Annotated in this window: 17 protein-coding genes; 13 read left to right on the forward strand and 4 right to left on the reverse strand. The window is 64.1% G+C overall.

From position 1 onward, the window contains the following. Positions 1-221: 221 nt before the first annotated feature. The 6 genes from ACZ2IA_RS09655 to ACZ2IA_RS09680 all read left to right on the forward strand — a co-directional run bounded on the left by ACZ2IA_RS09655 (position 222) and on the right by ACZ2IA_RS09680 (position 5,661). Positions 222-674 carry a rhodanese-like domain-containing protein gene (locus ACZ2IA_RS09655; protein ID WP_470292363.1) on the forward strand — a complete coding sequence of 151 codons (453 nt, stop codon included), beginning with the start codon at positions 222-224 and terminating at the stop codon, positions 672-674. Positions 675-777: 103 nt separating this feature from the next. Beyond that, positions 778-1,599 (forward strand): shikimate dehydrogenase, encoded by an 822-nt coding sequence (gene aroE / locus ACZ2IA_RS09660; RefSeq protein ID WP_470292364.1) that lies wholly within the window; start codon positions 778-780, stop codon positions 1,597-1,599. A 3-nt stretch (positions 1,600-1,602) separates the two neighbouring features. Further along, positions 1,603-2,286: a monofunctional biosynthetic peptidoglycan transglycosylase gene (gene mtgA, locus ACZ2IA_RS09665; RefSeq protein ID WP_470292365.1), complete on the forward strand. Its 684-nt coding sequence runs from the start codon at positions 1,603-1,605 to the stop codon at positions 2,284-2,286. 293 nt (positions 2,287-2,579) lie between these two features. Then, entirely contained in the window at positions 2,580-4,037 is a 1,458-nt protein-coding gene (gene mgtE, locus ACZ2IA_RS09670) for a magnesium transporter (RefSeq protein ID WP_470292366.1), read from the forward strand. After that, entirely contained in the window at positions 4,037-4,855 is an 819-nt protein-coding gene (gene prmC, locus ACZ2IA_RS09675; protein ID WP_470292367.1) for a peptide chain release factor N(5)-glutamine methyltransferase, read from the forward strand. The genes mgtE and prmC overlap by 1 nt, the downstream gene beginning before the upstream one ends. A gap of 56 nt (positions 4,856-4,911) precedes the next feature. Beyond that, positions 4,912-5,661 carry a phosphatase PAP2 family protein gene (locus ACZ2IA_RS09680; protein ID WP_470292368.1) on the forward strand — a complete coding sequence of 250 codons (750 nt, stop codon included), beginning with the start codon at positions 4,912-4,914 and terminating at the stop codon, positions 5,659-5,661. Positions 5,662-5,718: 57 nt separating this feature from the next. On the opposite strand, the gene ACZ2IA_RS09685 is transcribed toward ACZ2IA_RS09680, so the two are convergent. Beyond that, positions 5,719-6,198 (reverse strand): FKBP-type peptidyl-prolyl cis-trans isomerase, encoded by a 480-nt coding sequence (locus ACZ2IA_RS09685; RefSeq protein ID WP_470292369.1) that lies wholly within the window; start codon positions 6,196-6,198, stop codon positions 5,719-5,721. A gap of 172 nt (positions 6,199-6,370) precedes the next feature. Here ACZ2IA_RS09685 and ACZ2IA_RS09690 point away from each other — a divergent pair, with 172 nt between their 5' ends. After that, positions 6,371-7,510, forward strand: coding sequence for a ribosomal protein uL16 3-hydroxylase (locus ACZ2IA_RS09690; RefSeq protein WP_470292370.1), 1,140 nt, complete (start codon positions 6,371-6,373; stop codon positions 7,508-7,510). Positions 7,511-8,157: 647 nt separating this feature from the next. On the opposite strand, the gene bamC is transcribed toward ACZ2IA_RS09690, so the two are convergent. After that, a complete protein-coding gene (gene bamC, locus ACZ2IA_RS09695) occupies positions 8,158-9,312 on the reverse strand; it encodes an NlpB/DapX family lipoprotein (protein ID WP_470292371.1) in 1,155 nt (384 codons plus the stop codon). Between the two features lie 26 nt (positions 9,313-9,338). Then, entirely contained in the window at positions 9,339-10,214 is an 876-nt protein-coding gene (gene dapA / locus ACZ2IA_RS09700) for a 4-hydroxy-tetrahydrodipicolinate synthase (RefSeq protein ID WP_470292372.1), read from the reverse strand. Between the two features lie 175 nt (positions 10,215-10,389). Here dapA and ACZ2IA_RS09705 point away from each other — a divergent pair, with 175 nt between their 5' ends. After that, on the forward strand, positions 10,390-12,018 hold the full coding sequence (locus ACZ2IA_RS09705; RefSeq protein WP_470292373.1) for an ABC-F family ATPase: 1,629 nt from the start codon (positions 10,390-10,392) through the stop codon (positions 12,016-12,018). Positions 12,019-12,316: 298 nt separating this feature from the next. Next, positions 12,317-13,057 (forward strand): 3-oxoacyl-ACP reductase FabG, encoded by a 741-nt coding sequence (gene fabG / locus ACZ2IA_RS09710; RefSeq protein WP_470292374.1) that lies wholly within the window; start codon positions 12,317-12,319, stop codon positions 13,055-13,057. An 89-nt stretch (positions 13,058-13,146) separates the two neighbouring features. Here fabG and cysB read toward each other — a convergent pair whose 3' ends face one another. Next, complete coding sequence (cysB, locus tag ACZ2IA_RS09715) at positions 13,147-14,091, reverse strand: HTH-type transcriptional regulator CysB (protein WP_470292375.1); 945 nt, start codon at positions 14,089-14,091, stop codon at positions 13,147-13,149. A 129-nt stretch (positions 14,092-14,220) separates the two neighbouring features. Between cysB and ACZ2IA_RS09720 the strand changes: the two genes are divergently transcribed. From ACZ2IA_RS09720 to ACZ2IA_RS09735, 4 genes are all read left to right on the forward strand, one after another. Further along, on the forward strand, positions 14,221-14,925 hold the full coding sequence (locus ACZ2IA_RS09720) for a phosphoadenylyl-sulfate reductase (RefSeq protein ID WP_470292376.1): 705 nt from the start codon (positions 14,221-14,223) through the stop codon (positions 14,923-14,925). A gap of 47 nt (positions 14,926-14,972) precedes the next feature. After that, positions 14,973-16,631, forward strand: a complete 1,659-nt coding sequence (locus ACZ2IA_RS09725) for a nitrite/sulfite reductase (protein WP_470292377.1) — start codon at positions 14,973-14,975, stop codon at positions 16,629-16,631. Beyond that, positions 16,615-17,127 (forward strand): DUF934 domain-containing protein, encoded by a 513-nt coding sequence (locus ACZ2IA_RS09730; protein WP_470292378.1) that lies wholly within the window; start codon positions 16,615-16,617, stop codon positions 17,125-17,127. The genes ACZ2IA_RS09725 and ACZ2IA_RS09730 overlap by 17 nt, the downstream gene beginning before the upstream one ends. Before the next feature lie 238 nt (positions 17,128-17,365). Beyond that, positions 17,366-18,013 (forward strand): OmpA family protein, encoded by a 648-nt coding sequence (locus ACZ2IA_RS09735; protein WP_470292379.1) that lies wholly within the window; start codon positions 17,366-17,368, stop codon positions 18,011-18,013. The last annotated feature ends 17 nt before the right edge of the window (positions 18,014-18,030 follow it).

Here is an 18,030-nt window from a genome sequence, read left to right on the forward strand (position 1 = left end):
GCGTCATGCCGTTCGGCACCGCCCCAGTGTGGTGCATCAACAAATCAATGCACCGTTATAGTGCATTTTGCGCGACGAGCGTGCATTGCCGCGGTGCAGCGCTTTGCTGAATAATGGGGAATGTGTCAGGGGCCGGTCAAACCGCCGGCTTCGTGCCAGGGCCGCCCGGCGACAATTCCACCAATACGGGCCGGCCAACCCACACAAAGGACCTTCAAGAAATGAGTGATCTCGCTTCCATCCTGGCGCAGGCCGCCGAGCGCGGCCGGCAGCTCGGCCTGCCGTACAGCGGCGCGCTGACGCCGACCGAGGCGCAGAGCCTGCGCGAACAGCGGCCCGACGCGGTGCTGGTCGACGTGCGCAGCGCCGCCGAGTGGCAGTTCGTCGGCGTGGTGCCAGACGCACTGCGCATCGAGTTGCGCACCTTTCCGGGCATGCAGCCGAACCCGAACTTCGTCGCGCAGCTGGGCGCCGCGGTGCCGCTCGAGGCGACCGTGCTGTTCATGTGCCGCAGCGGCGCCCGCTCGGACGAGGCGGCGCGACTGGCGCGTTCGGCCGGCTATACGCAGGCCTACAACGTGCTCGAAGGTTTCGAGGGCGACAAGGACGAGCAGGGCCACCGTGGCACCGTCAGCGGCTGGAAGGCGCACGGCCTGCCGTGGCAGCAGGGCTGAGCCGGCGCGCCACGCCTTGATGTTTGGCCCCAATCGCGGCAAAGTGGTCGATTGATACGCCGCGCGCGGCCGACGCTATTTCCCTCTTTCAAGAAGACAGATCATGACTGACCGTTATGCCGTTATCGGGAACCCGGTTTCCCACAGCCAGTCCCCGTTCATCCACACCGAATTCGCCCGTCAGACCGGCCAGGACATCCAGTACGACCGACTGTTCGCCGAGCTCGACAAGTTCGACGAGGTGGTCGGCCAGTTCATCAAGGACGGTGCCCGTGGCCTCAACATCACCCTGCCGTTCAAGGGCAACGCCTACCGCATGGCCACCGAGCTGACCGAGCGCGCGCGCGCCGCCGAGGCGGTCAACACGCTGACCTTCAAGGGCGGCAAGATCTACGGCGACAACACCGACGGCGTCGGCCTGGTGCGCGACATCGTCAACAACCTCGACTTCCCGATCGCCGGCCAGCGCGTGCTGATCCTCGGCGCCGGCGGCGCGGTGCGCGGTGTACTGGCACCGATCCTGGCCGAGAAGCCGGCGTCGCTGACCATCGCCAACCGCACGCTGATCAAGGCCGAGGCGCTGGCGCACCAGTTCGCCGGCTGGGGCAAGGTCGAGGCGGTCGGTTACGAGGCGCTGGCCGGTCGCCAGTTCGACATCGTCATCAACGCCACCTCGACCAGCCTGTCCAACGAGCTGCCGCCGCTGCCGGCCGGCGTGTTCACCGCGCGCACGCTCGCCTACGACATGGTGTACAGCAAGGGCCTGACCCCGTTCCTGCGCCGCGCGCAGAGCGAAAACGCCGGCATGCTGGCCGACGGGCTGGGTATGCTGGTCGAGCAGGCGGCCGAATCGTTCCACATCTGGCGCGGCGTCCAGCCGGAAACCCGCAAGGTCACCAACGAACTGCGAGACCTACTCGCCTGACCGATGCGGCTTATCCTCAAGATCGGGGCGGCATTACTTGCCGCCCTTTTGCTGTACAACCTGTGGATCTTCGGCCACATCGTCTACTGGCGCTATAACAACCCGTCGGCCAGCGCGTTCATGACCGAGCGCCTGGCGGTGCTGCAGCAGGACGACCCCGGCGCCGAGCTGCGCTACCAGTGGGTGCCGTACGAGCGCATTTCGGCCAACCTCAAGCGCGCGATCGTCGCCGCCGAGGACGCCAAGTTCGTCGATCACGAGGGCTTCGACTGGGACGGCATCGAGGCGGCGTTCCAGAAGAACGTGAAGCAGGGCCGCATCGTCGCCGGCGGTTCGACGATCAGCCAGCAGCTGGCGAAGAACCTGTTCCTGTCTAGCAAGAAGACGCCGTGGCGCAAGCTCGAGGAGGCGGCGATCACGGTGATGCTCGAAGCGGTGATGGACAAGCGCCGCATCTTCGAGATCTATCTGAACGTGATCGAATGGGGCAACGGCGTGTTCGGCGCCGAGGCGGCCAGCCGCCATTACTACCGTACCGGTGCGGCCAGCCTATCGGCCGGCCAGGCCGCCAAGCTCGCCGCGATGGTGCCCAACCCGCGTTATTACGACGAGCACCGCAACGCCCGCGGCCTGGCGAAGAAGACCCGCATCATCGCCGCGCGGATGCGCTTCGCCGACGTGCCCTGAGCCGTCGTCACCACGACCCGATCTGCTGTTCATCGAAGGTTGGCCGAAACCGTTTCGGCCAACCTTTTTTCCTACCCGCTATCCCGCCCAAAGCCCCGTCTGGCAAGCCCCGGCGCCGCTGTGTTAAAATCACGTGTTTTCCATTTCGACCGCGCCAAGCGCGCGGTTTGACCATGGACTTGCCCGGTTACCCTTTAATACGTAGTCGTTTAACTACCCCTATCTGATTCCTGCCGTTGGTCCGTCGATGCGCCACAAGCCGCATCCGCCGCAACGGCGGTAAGGAGGCGTGCATGACGGTTCTCGAAAGAAAACCCACCGATCGTCTGCAAGACAACCTGAACCAGGTCCAGCGCTTGCTCGAGCGCCAGCGCCTGGTCGAAGAGCTCGTCCATAGGCAGGAAGAGTCCCGCCATGAGCCGGCCGACAAGCAGCAGCTGGTCGAAAACCTGCTCCACAAGCAGAACCTGACCGAGCTGCAGCAGAAGCTCGCCCAGCTGCACCCGGCCGACATCGCCTACATCCTCGAATCGCTGCCGCTCGACGACCGCCTGCTGGTCTGGGAGATGGTCAAGAGCGAGGACGACGGCGAGATCCTGCTCGAAGTGTCCGATGCGGTGCGCGAGTCGCTGATCGAGGCGATGGACAGCGACGAGCTGGTCGCCGCGGTCGAGGACCTCGACGCCGACGAACTGGCCGACCTCGCGCCCGACCTGCCGCGCCAGGTGGTCTACGAGGTGATGGGCACGCTCGACGAGGAAGAGCGCGCGCAGCTGCAGTCGGTGCTGTCCTACCGGGAAGACCAGGTCGGCGCGCTGATGGACTTCGAGCTGGTGAAGATCCGCGCCGACGTGTCGTGCGAAGTGGTGCTGCGCTACCTGCGCCGCTTCGACGAGCTGCCCGACCATACCGACAAGATCTTCGTGATCGACGACGACGAGACTCTCAAGGGCGTGTTGTCGATCAGGAAGTTGCTTGTCTCCGACCCGGACACCGAAGTCGCCGAGGTGATGGCGACCGAGCTGGTCACCTTCCACCCGGACGACGACGCCGAAGAAGCGGCGCTGGCGTTCGAGCGCTACGACCTGATCACCGCGCCGGTGGTCGACGCGGGCGGCAAGCTGATCGGCCGCCTCACCGTCGACGAGATGCTCGACGTGATCCGCGAGGAATCGGACAGCGATATGCTGAACATGGCCGGCCTGAAGGAAGAGGAAGACCTGTTCGCGCCGGTGAGCGATTCGGTGAAGAACCGCTGGGCGTGGCTGGCGATCAATCTGTGCACCGCCTTCGTCGCCAGCCGGGTGATCGGCGCGTTCGAGCACTCGATCCAGCAGCTGGTCGCGCTCGCCGCGCTGATGCCGATCGTCGCCGGCATCGGCGGCAACTCGGGCAACCAGACCATCACGATGATCGTGCGCTCGCTGGCGATGGGGCAGCTGCAGGTTAACCAGGCGTGGCGGCTGTGGCGCAAGGAGCTCGGCGTCAGCGTGATCAACGGCCTGATCTGGGGCGGGGTGATCGGCGTGGTGGCGTGGGGGCTGTACCACAGCTTCTCGCTCGGTCTGGTGATGGCCACGGCGATGACGCTGAACCTGATCCTCGCCGCGACGATGGGCGTGCTGATCCCGACCTTGATGCAGAAGTTCGGCCACGACCCGGCGCTCGGCTCGAGCGTGCTGATCACCGCCTGCACCGACTCGGGCGGCTTCTTCATCTTCCTCGGCCTCGCCTCGCTGTTCCTGATGTGATGAACACGATCCAGCAATTGCTCGCCGCCGCCGGCCTGCCGCGTCTCGAAGCCCGCCTGCTGCTGCAGCGGGTCAGCGGCCTGACCCATGCCCAATTGATCGCCTGGCCGGAGCGCGAGCTCGACGCCGATCGAGCCGCGCGCTTCGTAGCGTTGGTCGAACGCCGCCGCCACGGCGAACCGATGGCCTACCTGCTCGGCTGTCGCGAGTTCTACGGCCGCGACTTCGCGGTATCGCCGGCGGTGCTGATCCCGCGCCCGGAGACCGAACACCTGGTCGACGCGGCGCTCGAACGGGTCGGACGGGACATGCCGGCGCGGGTGCACGACTTCGGCACCGGTAGCGGCATCATCGCGATCACGCTGGCGCTGGAGGCGCCGGCCTGGCGAGTCAGCGCCAGCGACCTGTCGGCCGCCGCGCTGGACGTGGCGCAGGCCAACGCCGCCGCGCTCGGCGCCAGTGTCGCGTTCAGCCAGGGCAGCTGGTACGCCGCGCTGCCGGGCGCGACCCGTTTCGACCTGATCGTCTCCAATCCGCCGTACATCGCCGCCGACGATCGTCATCTGTCCGAGGGCGACCTGCGTTTCGAACCGGGCGGCGCGCTGACCGACCTCGCCGATGGCTTGACCTGCCTGCGCGAGCTCGCGGCCGGTGCGTCGGCGCGGCTGGCGCCGGGCGGCTGGCTGATGGTCGAGCACGGCTACGACCAGGGCGAGGCGGTGCGCGCGCTGTTCGCTGCCGCCGGCCTCGAGCGGGTCGAAACGCTGCCCGATCTGGCGGGACTCGACCGCCTCACCGTCGGTCGCCAACCCGTCTGAACCTGCCGTGCCGCGCCCGGCATGGTTCGGCCAACCTTGTAGTCGGAGTGTCTGTTTTGCAACGCCTGTATCTCTATTGGCCGGCCGTCCTGCTGGTGCCACTCACCCTGCTGCTGTTTACCGATCCCGGTCTCAATCGCGCGCTGTTCCTCGCCGGCCACCATGCGCTGGCCGCGCTGCCGGCGCCGCTGTGGCGGATCGCCTCGGTGTTCGGTGACTGGCCGAGCGTGCTGATGATCGTGATCCTGCTCGGCCTGCGCTGGCCCGACCGGCTGGCGACGCTGCTGTTCGCCGCGCTGCCGATCATGCTGCTGGCCGGCTTGCTGAAGGCGGGCTTCGCCGAGCCGCGGCCGTTCCTGGTGCTGCCGCCGGGCAGTGTCACCCTGCTCGACGCGCCGCCGAGCAACGGCTCGTTCCCGTCGGGGCATGCGATGGCGTCGAGCTATCTCACCGTCTGCCTGCTCTGGCTGTGGCCGGGGCGGCCGCAGCTGAAGCTCGCTATCGGCGGCGCGCTGCTGGTGATGCTGTCGCGGATCGCGATCGGCGTGCACTGGCCGATCGATCTCGCCGCCGGCGCGCTGGTTGGTTGGGCCGTGGCCAAGCTGTGGTTCGCCCGGCTCGGCTGGCTGCGCCTGTCGCGGCTCGGCTTGCAGCGTTTTGCCGTGCTGCTGGCGGTGCTCGCCGCCGGCTACAGCGCCTGGCTGGTGCTGCAGCTGCACGGCCGTCACGAGGAGGTGTGGCTGCGCCTGGCGCTGGCGCTGGCGGCGCTGCTCGGCGTGCTGCGCCTGGCGCGGCAGCGTCGCTAAAACAAAACGGGCCAGCCCGAGGGCTGACCCGTTGTTTGCCACCTTGGCCGAAACGGCTCAGTGGTGGTGGCCGTGTTCGCCGTGGGCGTGGCCGTGGGCGATTTCGTCGGCGCTGGCGGCGCGCACTTCGGACACCTTGGCGACGAAGCGCACTTTCTGGCCGGCCAGCGGGTGGTTGGCGTCAACCACGGCCTTGCCTTCGGCGATGTCGATCACGCGGAATACCAGCACGTCGCCGGTTTCCGGATCGTCGGCTTCGAACATCATGCCGACTTCGACGTCGGCCGGGAACACGTCCAGCGGCTCGGTACGGACCAGTTCTTCGTCCGGCTCGCCGAAGGCATCGTCCGGCTGCATGGTCACATCCACGCTGTCGCCGACATTCTTGCCTTGCAGCGCTTCCTCGACCACCGGGAAAATGCCGTCGTAGCCGCCGTGCAGGTAGCTGATCGGCTCGTCGGTCTTGTCGAGCAGGTTGTTGTCGGCGTCGTACATTTCGTAGTGCAGCGACACTACGGTGTCTTTGGCGATTTGCATGCGGTGTTCCGTAAGAGTGGGGTTGAGCGGCCTTGACAGACCAGTTGCGATCGGTGTTCTCTCGGCCCCGCCAGGGCGTGAGCGAAAGCCGCCTTGCCCCCTATTGTAAACCATCGGGTCGGCGCTGATGCGGTTTCGCCCGCGGCGCCTTCCTGCGATCCCGAAAAAAGCCATGCAGCATACCCCGCACCCCCTGCTCGGCGGTCTGACCCCGGCCGAGTTCCTCCGCGACTACTGGCACAAGCAGCCGCTCTTGATCCGCGGCGCGCTCGCCGACGTCGGCCCGCACGTCGATTTTGCCTGGCTGGCCGAGCTCGCCCAGCAGGACGACGTCGAGTCGCGGCTGATCGAGTGCCGCAACGGTCGCTGGCATCTCGAGAGCGGGCCGTTCCGGCCGGCGCGTTTCAAGAAGCTGCCGGAAAGCGACTGGACCGTGCTGGTGCAGAACGTCAACCACCACCTGCCGCACATCGCCGACATCCTGTGGCGTTTCAACTTCATCCCGTACGCCCGGCTCGACGATCTGATGATCAGTTATGCGCCGCCGGGCGGTACGGTCGGCCCGCATTTCGACTCGTATGATGTTTTTCTGCTACAGGTCGGCGGCCGCAAGAGCTGGAAGATTGCCGCGCAGCCGCAAATGGAATTGGTCGACGGCGCGCCGCTGAAGATCCTGCGCGAATTCCATTGCGAACAGGAGTTCATTCTCGAGCACGGCGACATGCTCTACCTGCCGCCGCGCTACGCGCACTACGGCGTCGCGCTCGAGCCGGGCATGACCTACTCGATCGGCTTTCGTGCGCCGTCGGCGCAGGAGCTGGCCACGCAGTTCCTGGTCTATCTGCAGGATCGGGTTTGTCTCGACGGCATCTACGCCGACCCGACGCTGAGCTATCAAGACGAGCCGGCGCAGATCGGCGACGCGATGATCGACGAGGTCGGCCGCATGCTCGCCGAGGTGCGCTGGGATCGGGCGACGATCGCCGATTTTCTCGGTCATTACCTCACCGAACCGAAGGCGCACGTGTTCTACGATGCGCCGGAGGAGGCGCTCGATGAGGACGAATTTGCCACACTCGCCATGCAAAATGGGATTGTGCTTGATCTGAAGAGTCAGATTCTCTACATTGAGCAACGGTTTTATTGCAATGCGGAATTACTGGCGACGGACCCGGTCGATCAAGCATTCTGGCAGTGTCTGGCCAACCATCGCCGGCTTTCCGGCAGTGATGTTTCCGCGACAATGTTGGCGCTCTTGTACGAAGGCTACCAGGCTGGCTATTGGCATCTGGCCGACCCTGTAGCACAATAGCGACAAGGTTTGATCGAAAGTGCACGGTGTTGGTTCGCAAAGCAACGTCCGCGAGGGATGCATTCCAAAACGGATGCGCTGTGGTGCAGAAAAACTGATGTACCTGTTGGATTTTTCTGTCACTGACCTCTTTGCGGTCGAACTTTTCGTGCTACAATTTCGCGCACCGATGGTTTAATGCCGTTCCACTAAAATATCGGGCGGCATCGCTAGACGTCTTGTTCAACTCACTTGTATTAAGGTCACGATAAAATGAAACAGTCGCTCCTCGTTGCTGCCCTGCTGGCTGTAGCTCTGTCCGCTTGCGGTAAAAAACAAGAAGCTCCGGCTGAAGCTTCGGCTCCGGCCGTTGAAGCTTCCGCTCCGGCTGCTGCTGCTTCGGCTCCGGCTGCTGCTGCTTCCGCCCCGGCTGCTGCTGCTTCGGCTCCGGCTGCTGCTGCTTCCGCTGCTAAGTAATTTAGCACCGAAGTCAAAAAAACCGGCCCTCGGGCCGGTTTTTTCGTGCCTGCTCGCCGCGTGGTGAGCCTGCTCGGCATGCGCGCCTAGGCGCTTGATCGGGCGTTCTGCTCGGCTGTCCGCCGATGCACCGCGCGCAGGCAAAGAAAAACGGCTCACCTCGGTGAGCCGTTTTTGTCGTGCCAGGAGGCTTACTGCAGTTCGGATTGCAGCTTGCTCAGCACGGTCTTGCTCAGCGTGTTGTTGAGCACGTTGCCGGTGTCGTCGAGCAGCTGTACCTGGCTGCGGCCTTCGCCGACTTCCTTCACCAGTACGCGGTATTCGGCGCCTTGCTTGACGGCGTCGCTCTTGGTGTCGCTGCTCTTCCAGAACGCCAGGCTCGACCAGAAACCGCCGGATTCCTTGCCCTTCGGGTCGAGTTCGTTCTTCGCCGGCTTGACGAAGTAGAGGCCCTTCGAGCGGTCGCGGTCGTTCACGGTCAGGCCGATCCGGTCGAGAGCCAGGCCGATGCGACGCCAGGCGCGATCGAAGCTGTCGACGACCTGCAGCGTGTCGCCCTCCACCTGGGCGCGGGCGTTCTTCTGCGGCGCGTCGGCCTGCTTCACTTCCTGGCGGGCCTGTTCTTCGGATAGCCCCAGGCGCATCATGAAGCGGCCGAGGAAGGCAGCCTCCAGCTGCGGGTCGCTCGGGCGCGGCTGCCACATCGTTTCGGACTTGCCTTCGTCGACGTAGGTCTCGTACATGCCGCGGTGCGAGAAGTACACTTCGACGCCGTTAGCGGTCTTCTCCAGGCGGATCCGGAACTTGTCCCGTTCCGGCGTGGAATAGACGCCGCCGATGCCGACGGTGTCCATCAGCTTGCGCAGGCCGTCGTTCGGTAGCTTGGCACGGTTTTCCGCCCAGTCGGTTTCCATCAGGCCGACATCAGGCTCTTCGGACTTGATCACGAAGCCGTTGTCTTGCCAGAAGGCCTTCAGCTGCGGCCACAGCTCGGCGGCGCTCTTGCCCTTGACCGCCAGCCAGCGCTGATTGCCATCGCGCTGCATGGTGACGTTGTCGATCTTGTTCAGCACGCCGCTGTTGTCGGCGGCGACGACCGGTGCCTTGCCTGGTTGCTGCTCGGCTTTGCCCATGGCGGCGAGCGAGGCGGTGCCGCCGCCGGGGATGCTGTACTTGTTCTGAATCTGCGGGGCCGTCAGGTCCGGCGGCACTTCCAGGCTGGCGCCCTGCGGCTTGGGGCCGTCGGTCTTGTAATCCAGCTTCTTGTCCAGCGGTTGGCTGGTGCTGCTGCAGGCGGCCAGCAGGCTGGCCGACAGCAGTAGTGCGACAGAGGCATTGCGTTTCATGCACACTCCGGTATTCGGAAATTTCTTCAAAGAACCTTGGCCTGCTGTAGCGCGGCCTCGACAGCCGGGACGGCGTCGGCGGACAGCGGGGTCAGCGGCAGACGCATGCCGGCGCCGATCAGGCCCATGCGGTGCAGTGCCCACTTGGCCGGAATCGGGTTCGGTTCGCAGAACAGCTGCTTGTGCAGGCCCTGCAGGCTGTCATTCAGTTCACGGGCGGTGGCGATATCGCCTTTGATTGCGGCGGCACACATCGCGCTGAAGCTCTTCGGTGCGACGTTGGCGGTCACCGAGATCACGCCGTGGCCGCCGCACAGCAGGAACGCCAGCGCGGTGGCGTCGTCGCCGGTGTAGAGCGCGAAGTCTTTCGGCGCGCGCAGGAACAGGTCGCAGGCGCGCGCCAGGTCGGCGGTGGCGTCCTTCAGGCCGATGATGTTCGAGATCTCGGCCAGGCGCAGCACGGTGTCGTTGCTCATGTCGGCCACGGTGCGGCCCGGCACGTTGTACAGCACCACCGGGATGTCGACCGCTTCGGCGATGGCGCGGAAGTGCTGATACATGCCTTCCTGGGTCGGCTTGTTGTAGTAGGGCACTACCGACAGCACGCTATCCGCACCCACGTCCTTGGCGTGGCGGGTCAGTTCGATCGCCTCGGCGGTCGAGTTGGCGCCGGCGCCGGCGATGACCGCTACCCGGCCGGCCGCCTGCGCGACCACCGCCTTGACCACGGCGATGTGCTCGTCAACCTGCAAGGTGGCGGACTCGCCGGTGGTGCCGACGGCGACCAGGCCGTTGGTGCCGTTTTCGATATGAAAATCAACCAGCCGGTTCAACGCGTCGAAGTCGACCCGGCCATCGTCGTGCATCGGTGTGACCAGGGCCACCAAACTACCGGTCAGCATAGCTCTGCCTATTCGTGAGTGGGATGTAAAGGCTTTCGATTGTAGCGGAATTCGCTTTCACGGCAAAAGGTTGGCCGAAGCAGGGTGGCGGGGGGTCTGCAGCGCGGGCGGCGCTTGTGATAGAATGCCCCATTTTTCCGATACTTACGGCTCGATTGGCTGAAGGGTCCTAGGCGTGATCAGTACTAATAACATTACGATGCAGTTCGGCGCGAAACCGTTGTTCGAAAAGGTTTCGGTCAAGTTTGGCGAAGGCAACCGTTACGGCCTGATCGGTGCGAACGGTTCGGGCAAGTCCACCTTCATGAAGATTCTCGGCGGCGATCTGGAGCAGAGCGCCGGCGAAGTGGCGATCGAAACCGGCGTACGCTTGGGTAAGTTGCGCCAGGACCAGTTCGCGTACGAAGACCAGCGCGTGCTCGACGTGGTGCTGATGGGCCACACCGAGATGTGGGCGGCGATGTCCGAGCGCGACGCGATCTACGCCAACCTCGAGGCCACCGAAGACGACTACATGCAGGCGGCCGAACTCGAGGCAAAGTTTGCCGAGTACGACGGCTACACCGCCGAGGCGCGTGCCAGCGAGCTGTTGATGGGCGTCGGTATTCCGCTCGAGCTGCACAACGGCCCGATGAGCGAAGTGGCGCCGGGCTTCAAGCTGCGCGTGCTGTTGGCGCAGGCGCTGTTCTCCAAGCCGGACGTGCTGCTGCTCGACGAACCGACCAACAACCTGGACATCAACACGATTCGCTGGCTCGAACACGTGCTGAACGAGTACGAGTCGACGATGATCATCATCTCGCATGACCGTCACTTCCTGAACCAGGTGTGCACCCACATGGCCGACCTGGACTACAACACCATCCAGCTCTACCCGGGCAACTACGACGACTACATGATCGCGTCCACCCAGGCACGCGAGCGGCAGCTGTCGACCAATGCCAAGGCCAAGGAACGCATCCAAGACCTGCAGGAATTCGTCGCGCGCTTCTCGGCCAACAAGTCGAAGGCCCGCCAGGCGACCAGCCGCCTCAAGCAGGTGGACAAGCTCAAGTCGGAAATGGTCAGCGTCAAGCCGTCCAGCCGTCAGAACCCGTTCATCCGCTTCGAAGTGGACGACAAGATGAAGCTGCACCGCCAGGCGGTGGAGATCGGCGGTCTGTCCAAGTCGTTTGACAAGCCACTGTTCCAGAACCTGAACCTGATCCTGGAAGCGGGCCAGCGCCTGGCGATCATCGGCCCGAACGGTGCCGGTAAGTCGACGTTGATGAAACTGCTGGCCGGTGGCTACGAGACCAAGTTGGCTGAAGGCGTCACCGCCGATGCGGGCCAGATCAAGTGGGCGGAGAAGGCGCAGGTCGGCTACTACGCGCAGGATCACGAGGCCGAGTTCGACACCGACGACAACCTGTCCGAGTGGATGCGCGAGTGGGCCCAGGAAGGCGACGACGAGCAGGTGATACGTGGCACGCTCGGCCGGTTGCTGTTCGGTGGCGACGACGTGACCAAGAACGTGCGCGTGCTGTCCGGTGGAGAGAAGGGGCGCATGCTGTACGGCAAGCTGATCCTGACCAAGCCAAACGTGATGCTGATGGACGAGCCGACCAACCATATGGACATGGAGTCGATCGAGTCGCTGAACATGGCGCTCGAGAAGTTCAAGGGTACGCTGATCTTCGTGTCGCACGACCGGCAGTTCGTGTCGTCGCTGGCGACGCAGATTCTCGAACTCGACGGCAAGGGCGGCTACGAGCACTACATGGGCGACTACGAGTCGTACCTGGACAGCAGGGGCCTGGAGTAATCCACCCTGCGGGGGAAGGCGGCACCCTTGGGTGCCGCTTTTTGTTGCCCGCAGCGATTTTGCGGTGCATCACGTCAACGTCATTCTGTTGTCTTTACCCTTAAAAATCCGTGCGCTATAGTGCATATCGTTATTGTGCATCGCAAAATAGTGCGACCTCGCGGTGCACCGGTTAGCAAGGCAGTTCGCGATAATAACTTCCCGGCGTGGCCGCACATCATGGCCGTGACCGGTGGCGGGATCGCCGGGCGCCTAACGGGCGCCGGAGGCGGCGCCGACAGACATCGAAAGGAAAGTCATGCGTTTGAAGGGCAAGGTTTCCATCATCACCGGCGGGGCCAGCGGCATCGGCAAGGCCACCGCGCTGAAGTTTGCCAAGGAGGGCGCGATCGTTGCCGTCGGCGATCTGAACTTCGACGCCGTGCAGGCGATCGTCGGCGAGATCAAGGCGGCCGGTGGCGAGGCGGTCGGCTATCGGGTCGACGTGACCAACAAGGCGCAGATCGCCGATATGGTCGCCGATCTGAAGAACCGCTTCGGCCGGATCGACGTGCTGGTCAACAACGCCGGCATCCTGGCGGATGCGCAGCTGACCAAGATGACCGACGAGCAGTTTGATCGCGTGATCGACGTCAACCTCAAGGGCGTCTACAACTGCGCCAAGGCGGTGGTGGACACCATGGTCGAGCAGGGCGGCGGGGTGATCCTGAACGCCTCGTCGGTGGTCGGTGTCTACGGCAACTTCGGCCAGACCAACTACGCCGCGTCCAAATTCGGCGTGATCGGCTTCGTGAAGACCTGGGCGAAGGAGCTGGGCAAGAAGGGCATCCGCGCCAACGCAGTGTGCCCGGGCTTTGTCGAGACCCCGATCCTGAAGTCGATGCCGGAGAAGGTAATCCAGGCGATGGAAGACAAGGTACCGATGCGCCGGATGGCGCAGCCGGAAGAGATCGCCAACGTCTACGCCTTCCTGGCCAGCGACGAGGCGAGCTACATCAACGGCGCCGCGATCGAGGTGACCGGCGGCCTGACGCTGTAAGCGTCGTCGAGCGCCACGCGACAACGCCCCGGGCGCAGGCCCGGGGCGTTGTGCTGTGCGGTGTCCGGCCAGCCTTTAGCCGCAACCGCTTACTCGTCGTCGTCCGGCTCGTGCGCCAGCAGCGCCGCCTCGACCGCCTTGCGGGTCAGGTGCGGGGCGAACAACTCGATGAAGGTGTAGGCGAAACCGCGCAGGTAGGCGTCTTTCCTGAGGCCGATCTTGGTGGTCGACGAGTCGAACAGGTGCGAGGCATCGAGCGCGCGCAGCTTGGTATCGCGTTCGGCTTCATACGACATGGTGGCGATGATGCCGATGCCGAGGCCGAGCGTCACATAGGTCTTGATCACGTCGGTGTCGATCGCGGTCAGTACCACGTTCGGGGTCAGCCCGGCGTCGTTGAACGCCTTGTTGATCTTGGAGCGGCCGGCAAAGGCGAAGTCGTAGGTGACGATCGGGAAGCTGGCGATGTCGGCCAGCGTGATCGGCCGCTCCAGCGCCAACAGCGGATGGCCGACCGGCACCACCACGCTGCGGTTCCACTCGTAGCAGGGCAGCATCGCCAGCTCCTTGTAGAGCGCGATGCCCTCGGTGGCAACCGCGAGATCCGCCTCGCCGGCGACGACCATCTCGCAGATCTGCGTCGGGCTGCCCTGCTTGATCGACAGCCGCACCTTCGGGTAGCGGCGCACGAACTCGGCGATGGTGTCCGGCAGCGCGTAGCGCGCCTGGGTGTGGGTGGTCGCGACGGTCAGCGAGCCTTCCGCCTCGCGGGCGAATTCGTCGCCGACCCGCTTCAGGTTCTGCGCCTCGCGCAGGATCCGCTCGGAGATGCGTAGCACCTCCTTGCCGGGCTCGGACACCGCCACGACGCGCTTGCCGTTGCGGATGAACACCTGGATGCCCAGTTCGTCCTCGAGCAGGCGGATCTGCTTGGAAATGCCGGGCTGCGAGGTGTGTAGCTTCTCGGCCGCCTCGGAGACGTTCAGTCCCTGTTTGGCTACCTCGACCAGGTAGCGCAGTTGCTGCAGCTTCATCGTTCAGTCTCTTGTCTTATTTCTATAAAACTATAAGTACTTAAACCCTAACGCAATATTCTTTTAGGGTTTTAGGCATGTTGGATACCATGCGTTCAATTGTCAATGGACTTTTTACTGGAGCTTGCCATGTCGTTCGAGGAAAAACTGGCCGCCACCGAGGCGCTGCTCGCCGAGATTGCCCGCGACTTCGCGCCGGCGGTGTTCGCCAACAGCTATGGTGCCGAAGACATGGTGCTGACCGACCTGATCGCCCGGCTGAATCTGCCGATCGCGTCGTTCAGCCTCGACACCGGTCGGCTGCCGGCGGAGACGTACACGCTGATGCAGGAAGTCGGCGAGCGCTACACCATCCACCCGGTGCGGGTGTACTTCCCCGATTCGGCCAACGTCGAGGGCTACGTTAACCAGCACGGCATCAATGCGTTCTACGACAGTGTCGAGCTGCGCAAGGAATGCTGCCGGATCCGCAAGCTCGAGCCGCTCAAGCGCGCGCTGGCCGGCCAGCAGGCCTGGATCACCGGCCTGCGCCGCGAGCAGTCGCCGACCCGTACCGATCTCGCCGACCGCGAATTCGACGCCGGCAACGGCCTGATGAAGTTCAACCCGTTGATCGAGTGGACCGAGAAGGAAGTGTGGGCCTACCTGAAGGAGCGCGAGGTGCCGGTGAACGCGCTGCACGCCAAGCGTTACCCGTCAATCGGCTGTGCGCCCTGTACCCGCTCGATCACCGTCGGGGAAGACGTGCGCGCCGGCCGCTGGTGGTGGGAGAACCCCGAGTTGAAGGAGTGTGGCCTGCACGTCAAGAAGCCGGCCAACGTCTCCGCTATCTGATTCTATTTAGTCTTGCCGGCCAGCACGGCCGGTGTTGAGAGGGTGCCATGTACCGTTACGACGCCATCGACCACCGCATCGTCCGCGAGCGGGTCGAGGAATTCCGCGACCAGACCCGCCGCTTCCTCGCTGGCGAGCTTTCCGAGGACGAATTCCGCCCGCTGCGGCTGATGAACGGCCTGTATATCCAGCGCCTCGCGCCGATGCTGCGCGTGGCGATCCCGTACGGCCACCTGTCGAGCGCGCAGCTCAGGAAGCTCGCCGACATCGCCCGCCGCTACGACAAGGGCTACGGCCACTTCACCACCCGCCAGAACCTGCAGTACAACTGGCCGACGCTGGAGTCGGTGCCGGACATCCTGGCCGAGCTGGCCGAGGTGGAAATGCACGCGATCCAGACCTCGGGCAACTGCGTGCGCAACACCACCACCGACGCGTTCGCCGGCGTCGCCGCCGACGAGCTGATCGACCCGCGCCCGTACTGCGAGATCATCCGCCAGTGGAGCACGCTGCACCCCGAATTCGCCTACCTGCCGCGCAAGTTCAAGATCGCCGTCTCGGGCGCCGTCGAAGACCGCGCCGCCACGCTGGTGCACGACATCGGCCTGCACATGGCGCAGAACGCCGCCGGTGAAGTCGGCTTCAAGGTGATCGTCGGCGGCGGCCTCGGCCGCACCCCGATCATCGGCGAGGTGGTGCGCGAGTTCCTGCCGACCGAGCACCTGCTGACCTATCTGGACGCGATCCTGCGCGTCTACAACCGCTACGGTCGCCGCGACAACAAGTACAAGGCGCGGATCAAGATCCTGGTGAAGGCGCTGACGGTGGAAGGCTTCGCCGCCAAGGTGGAGGAGGAGTGGTCGCACCTGAAGGACGGCCCGGCCACCATCCGCCCGGAAGACGTCGCGCACTACGCCGGCTTCTTTACCGCGCCGGCCTACGAGAGCCTGTCGGCCAACCCGGCCGAGTTCACCGCCAAGTTGGCCGAACAACCGGCGTTTGCGCGCTGGGTGGCACGCAACACCCGTGAACATCGTCAGCCGGGTTACCGCTCGGTGGTGCTGTCGCTGAAGAAGACCGGCGTGCCGCCGGGCGATGCAACCGACGCGCAGATGGACGCGGTGGCCGACTGGGCCGACCGCTTCGGCTTCGGCGAGATCCGCGTCGCCCACGAGCAGAACCTGATCCTGCCGGACGTGAAGGAAAGCGAGCTGTTCACGCTGTGGGAACTGGCCAAGCAGCAAGGCTTCGCCACCCCGAACGTCGGCCTGTTGACCGACATCATCTGCTGCCCGGGCGGCGACTTCTGCTCGCTGGCCAACGCCAAGTCGATCCCGGTCGCCGAGGCGATCCAGCAGCGTTTCGACGACCTCGACTACCTAAACGACCTGGGCGAGATCGACCTGAACATGTCCGGCTGCATGAACGCCTGTGGTCATCACCACGTCGGCCACATCGGCGTGCTCGGCGTCGACAAGAGCGGCGAGGAGTGGTACCAGATCACCCTCGGCGGCAGCCAGGGCAACCAAACCAGCCTCGGCAAGGTGATCGGCCCGTCGTTCGCCCGCGCACAGATGCCCGACGTGATCGAGAAGATCCTGTCGGTCTACGTCGAGCAGCGCCAGGACGACGAGCGCTTCATCGACACCGTGCGCCGTCTCGGCATCCCCCCCTTCAAGGAGCGCGTCTATGCAAAAGATCATTAAGGACGGCGTCATCGCCGCCGACGACTGGGTGCGTCTGTCTCTGGGCGAGGACGGTGCTGTGGCCAACGTGCCACAGGATGGCGACGTCATCGTGCCGCTGGCCGCCTGGTTGGCCGAACCGCAACGTTGGCAGGCCCGTCTGGGCCGCACCGCGGTGTGGCTCGCGCCGGACGACGATCCGGCCGAACTCGCCGCATCGCTCGACCGGCTGCCGCTGGTGGCGGTCGACTTCCCGGCGTTTGCCGACGGGCGCGGCTACAGCATCGGTCGTTTGTTGCGGGAACGCTACAACTATCAGGGTGAACTACGTGCGCTCGGCGATGTCGGGCAGGATCAGCTTCACTATCTGTGGCAGGTCGGTTTTAATGCGTTTGAAATAAAGCCGGCCCAGAATATTGACGTCGCCCTGCAAGCGCTGGCTCGATTCAGCGAGCGTTACCAGTCCACTTACCGCGAACCCGAACCACTGTTTCGTCGACGCGTCACTATGGACTGATGGTGTTGTATGGAAGACACGATTCGGGTCTTCCATAGCAGGTTTTTTTGGTTTTTATGCAACAAGTTGGCGGTTTTGCGCCTGTGGTGCTGTTGACAGTGGATTGCCGCATTCCTATAGTGCCGGATAACTGCATAGACACAGCTTGGCAACACCCTGTTGTTTGCAGTGAGCTTAAAGTCGAGTGCGTCTTTGCGCGTTTGCCGCACGGATACGTTTTACAAAAAAAGGGAATAACATGACCAAACAGCTGAAACTGAGCGCTCTGGTAGCTGCCATGCTGGTATCGGCGAGTGCCTTTGCTGCCAAGCCGGGTTACACCGTTGATCAAACCACCGATGCCGTGACCCGTAACAGCTACGGTGAATGCTGGCGTACTGCTTACTTCGACAAGGCCACCGAAGGCCTGGTCGAGTGCGGCGACAAAGAAGCTCCGAAGCCGGTAGCTGTTGAAAAGCCGAAAATGGTCGTTGTGACCGAAAAAGTCACCATCTCCGCCGAAGTGCTGTTCAACTTCGACAAAGCGACCCTGCGTCCGGACGCCACCAAAGAGCTGGATCCGCTGGTTGAGCGCTTCAAGCAAGGCGGCGTGAACCTGCAGAGCGTCGAGATCGACGGTTACACCGACTGGGTTGGTACCGACAAGTACAACCAGGCCCTGTCGCAGAAGCGTGCTGACACGGTTAAGGACTACCTGGCTTCTCATGGCGTACCGGCTGAAAAGCTGACCGCTGTGGGCAAAGGCAAGGCCGATGCCAAGTTCACCGAACAGTGCAAGGGCAAGAAGTTCAAGAACAAAGCCGCTCGCAACGCTTGCTCCGCTGGCGACCGTCGCGTAGAGCTGCAAATCAACACCCTGAAAGAAGCCACCCAGCCGGCTCAGTAATCGGCCCGCTGAAGGTT

Source organism: Crenobacter sp. CS_VA4, assembly GCF_055597485.1.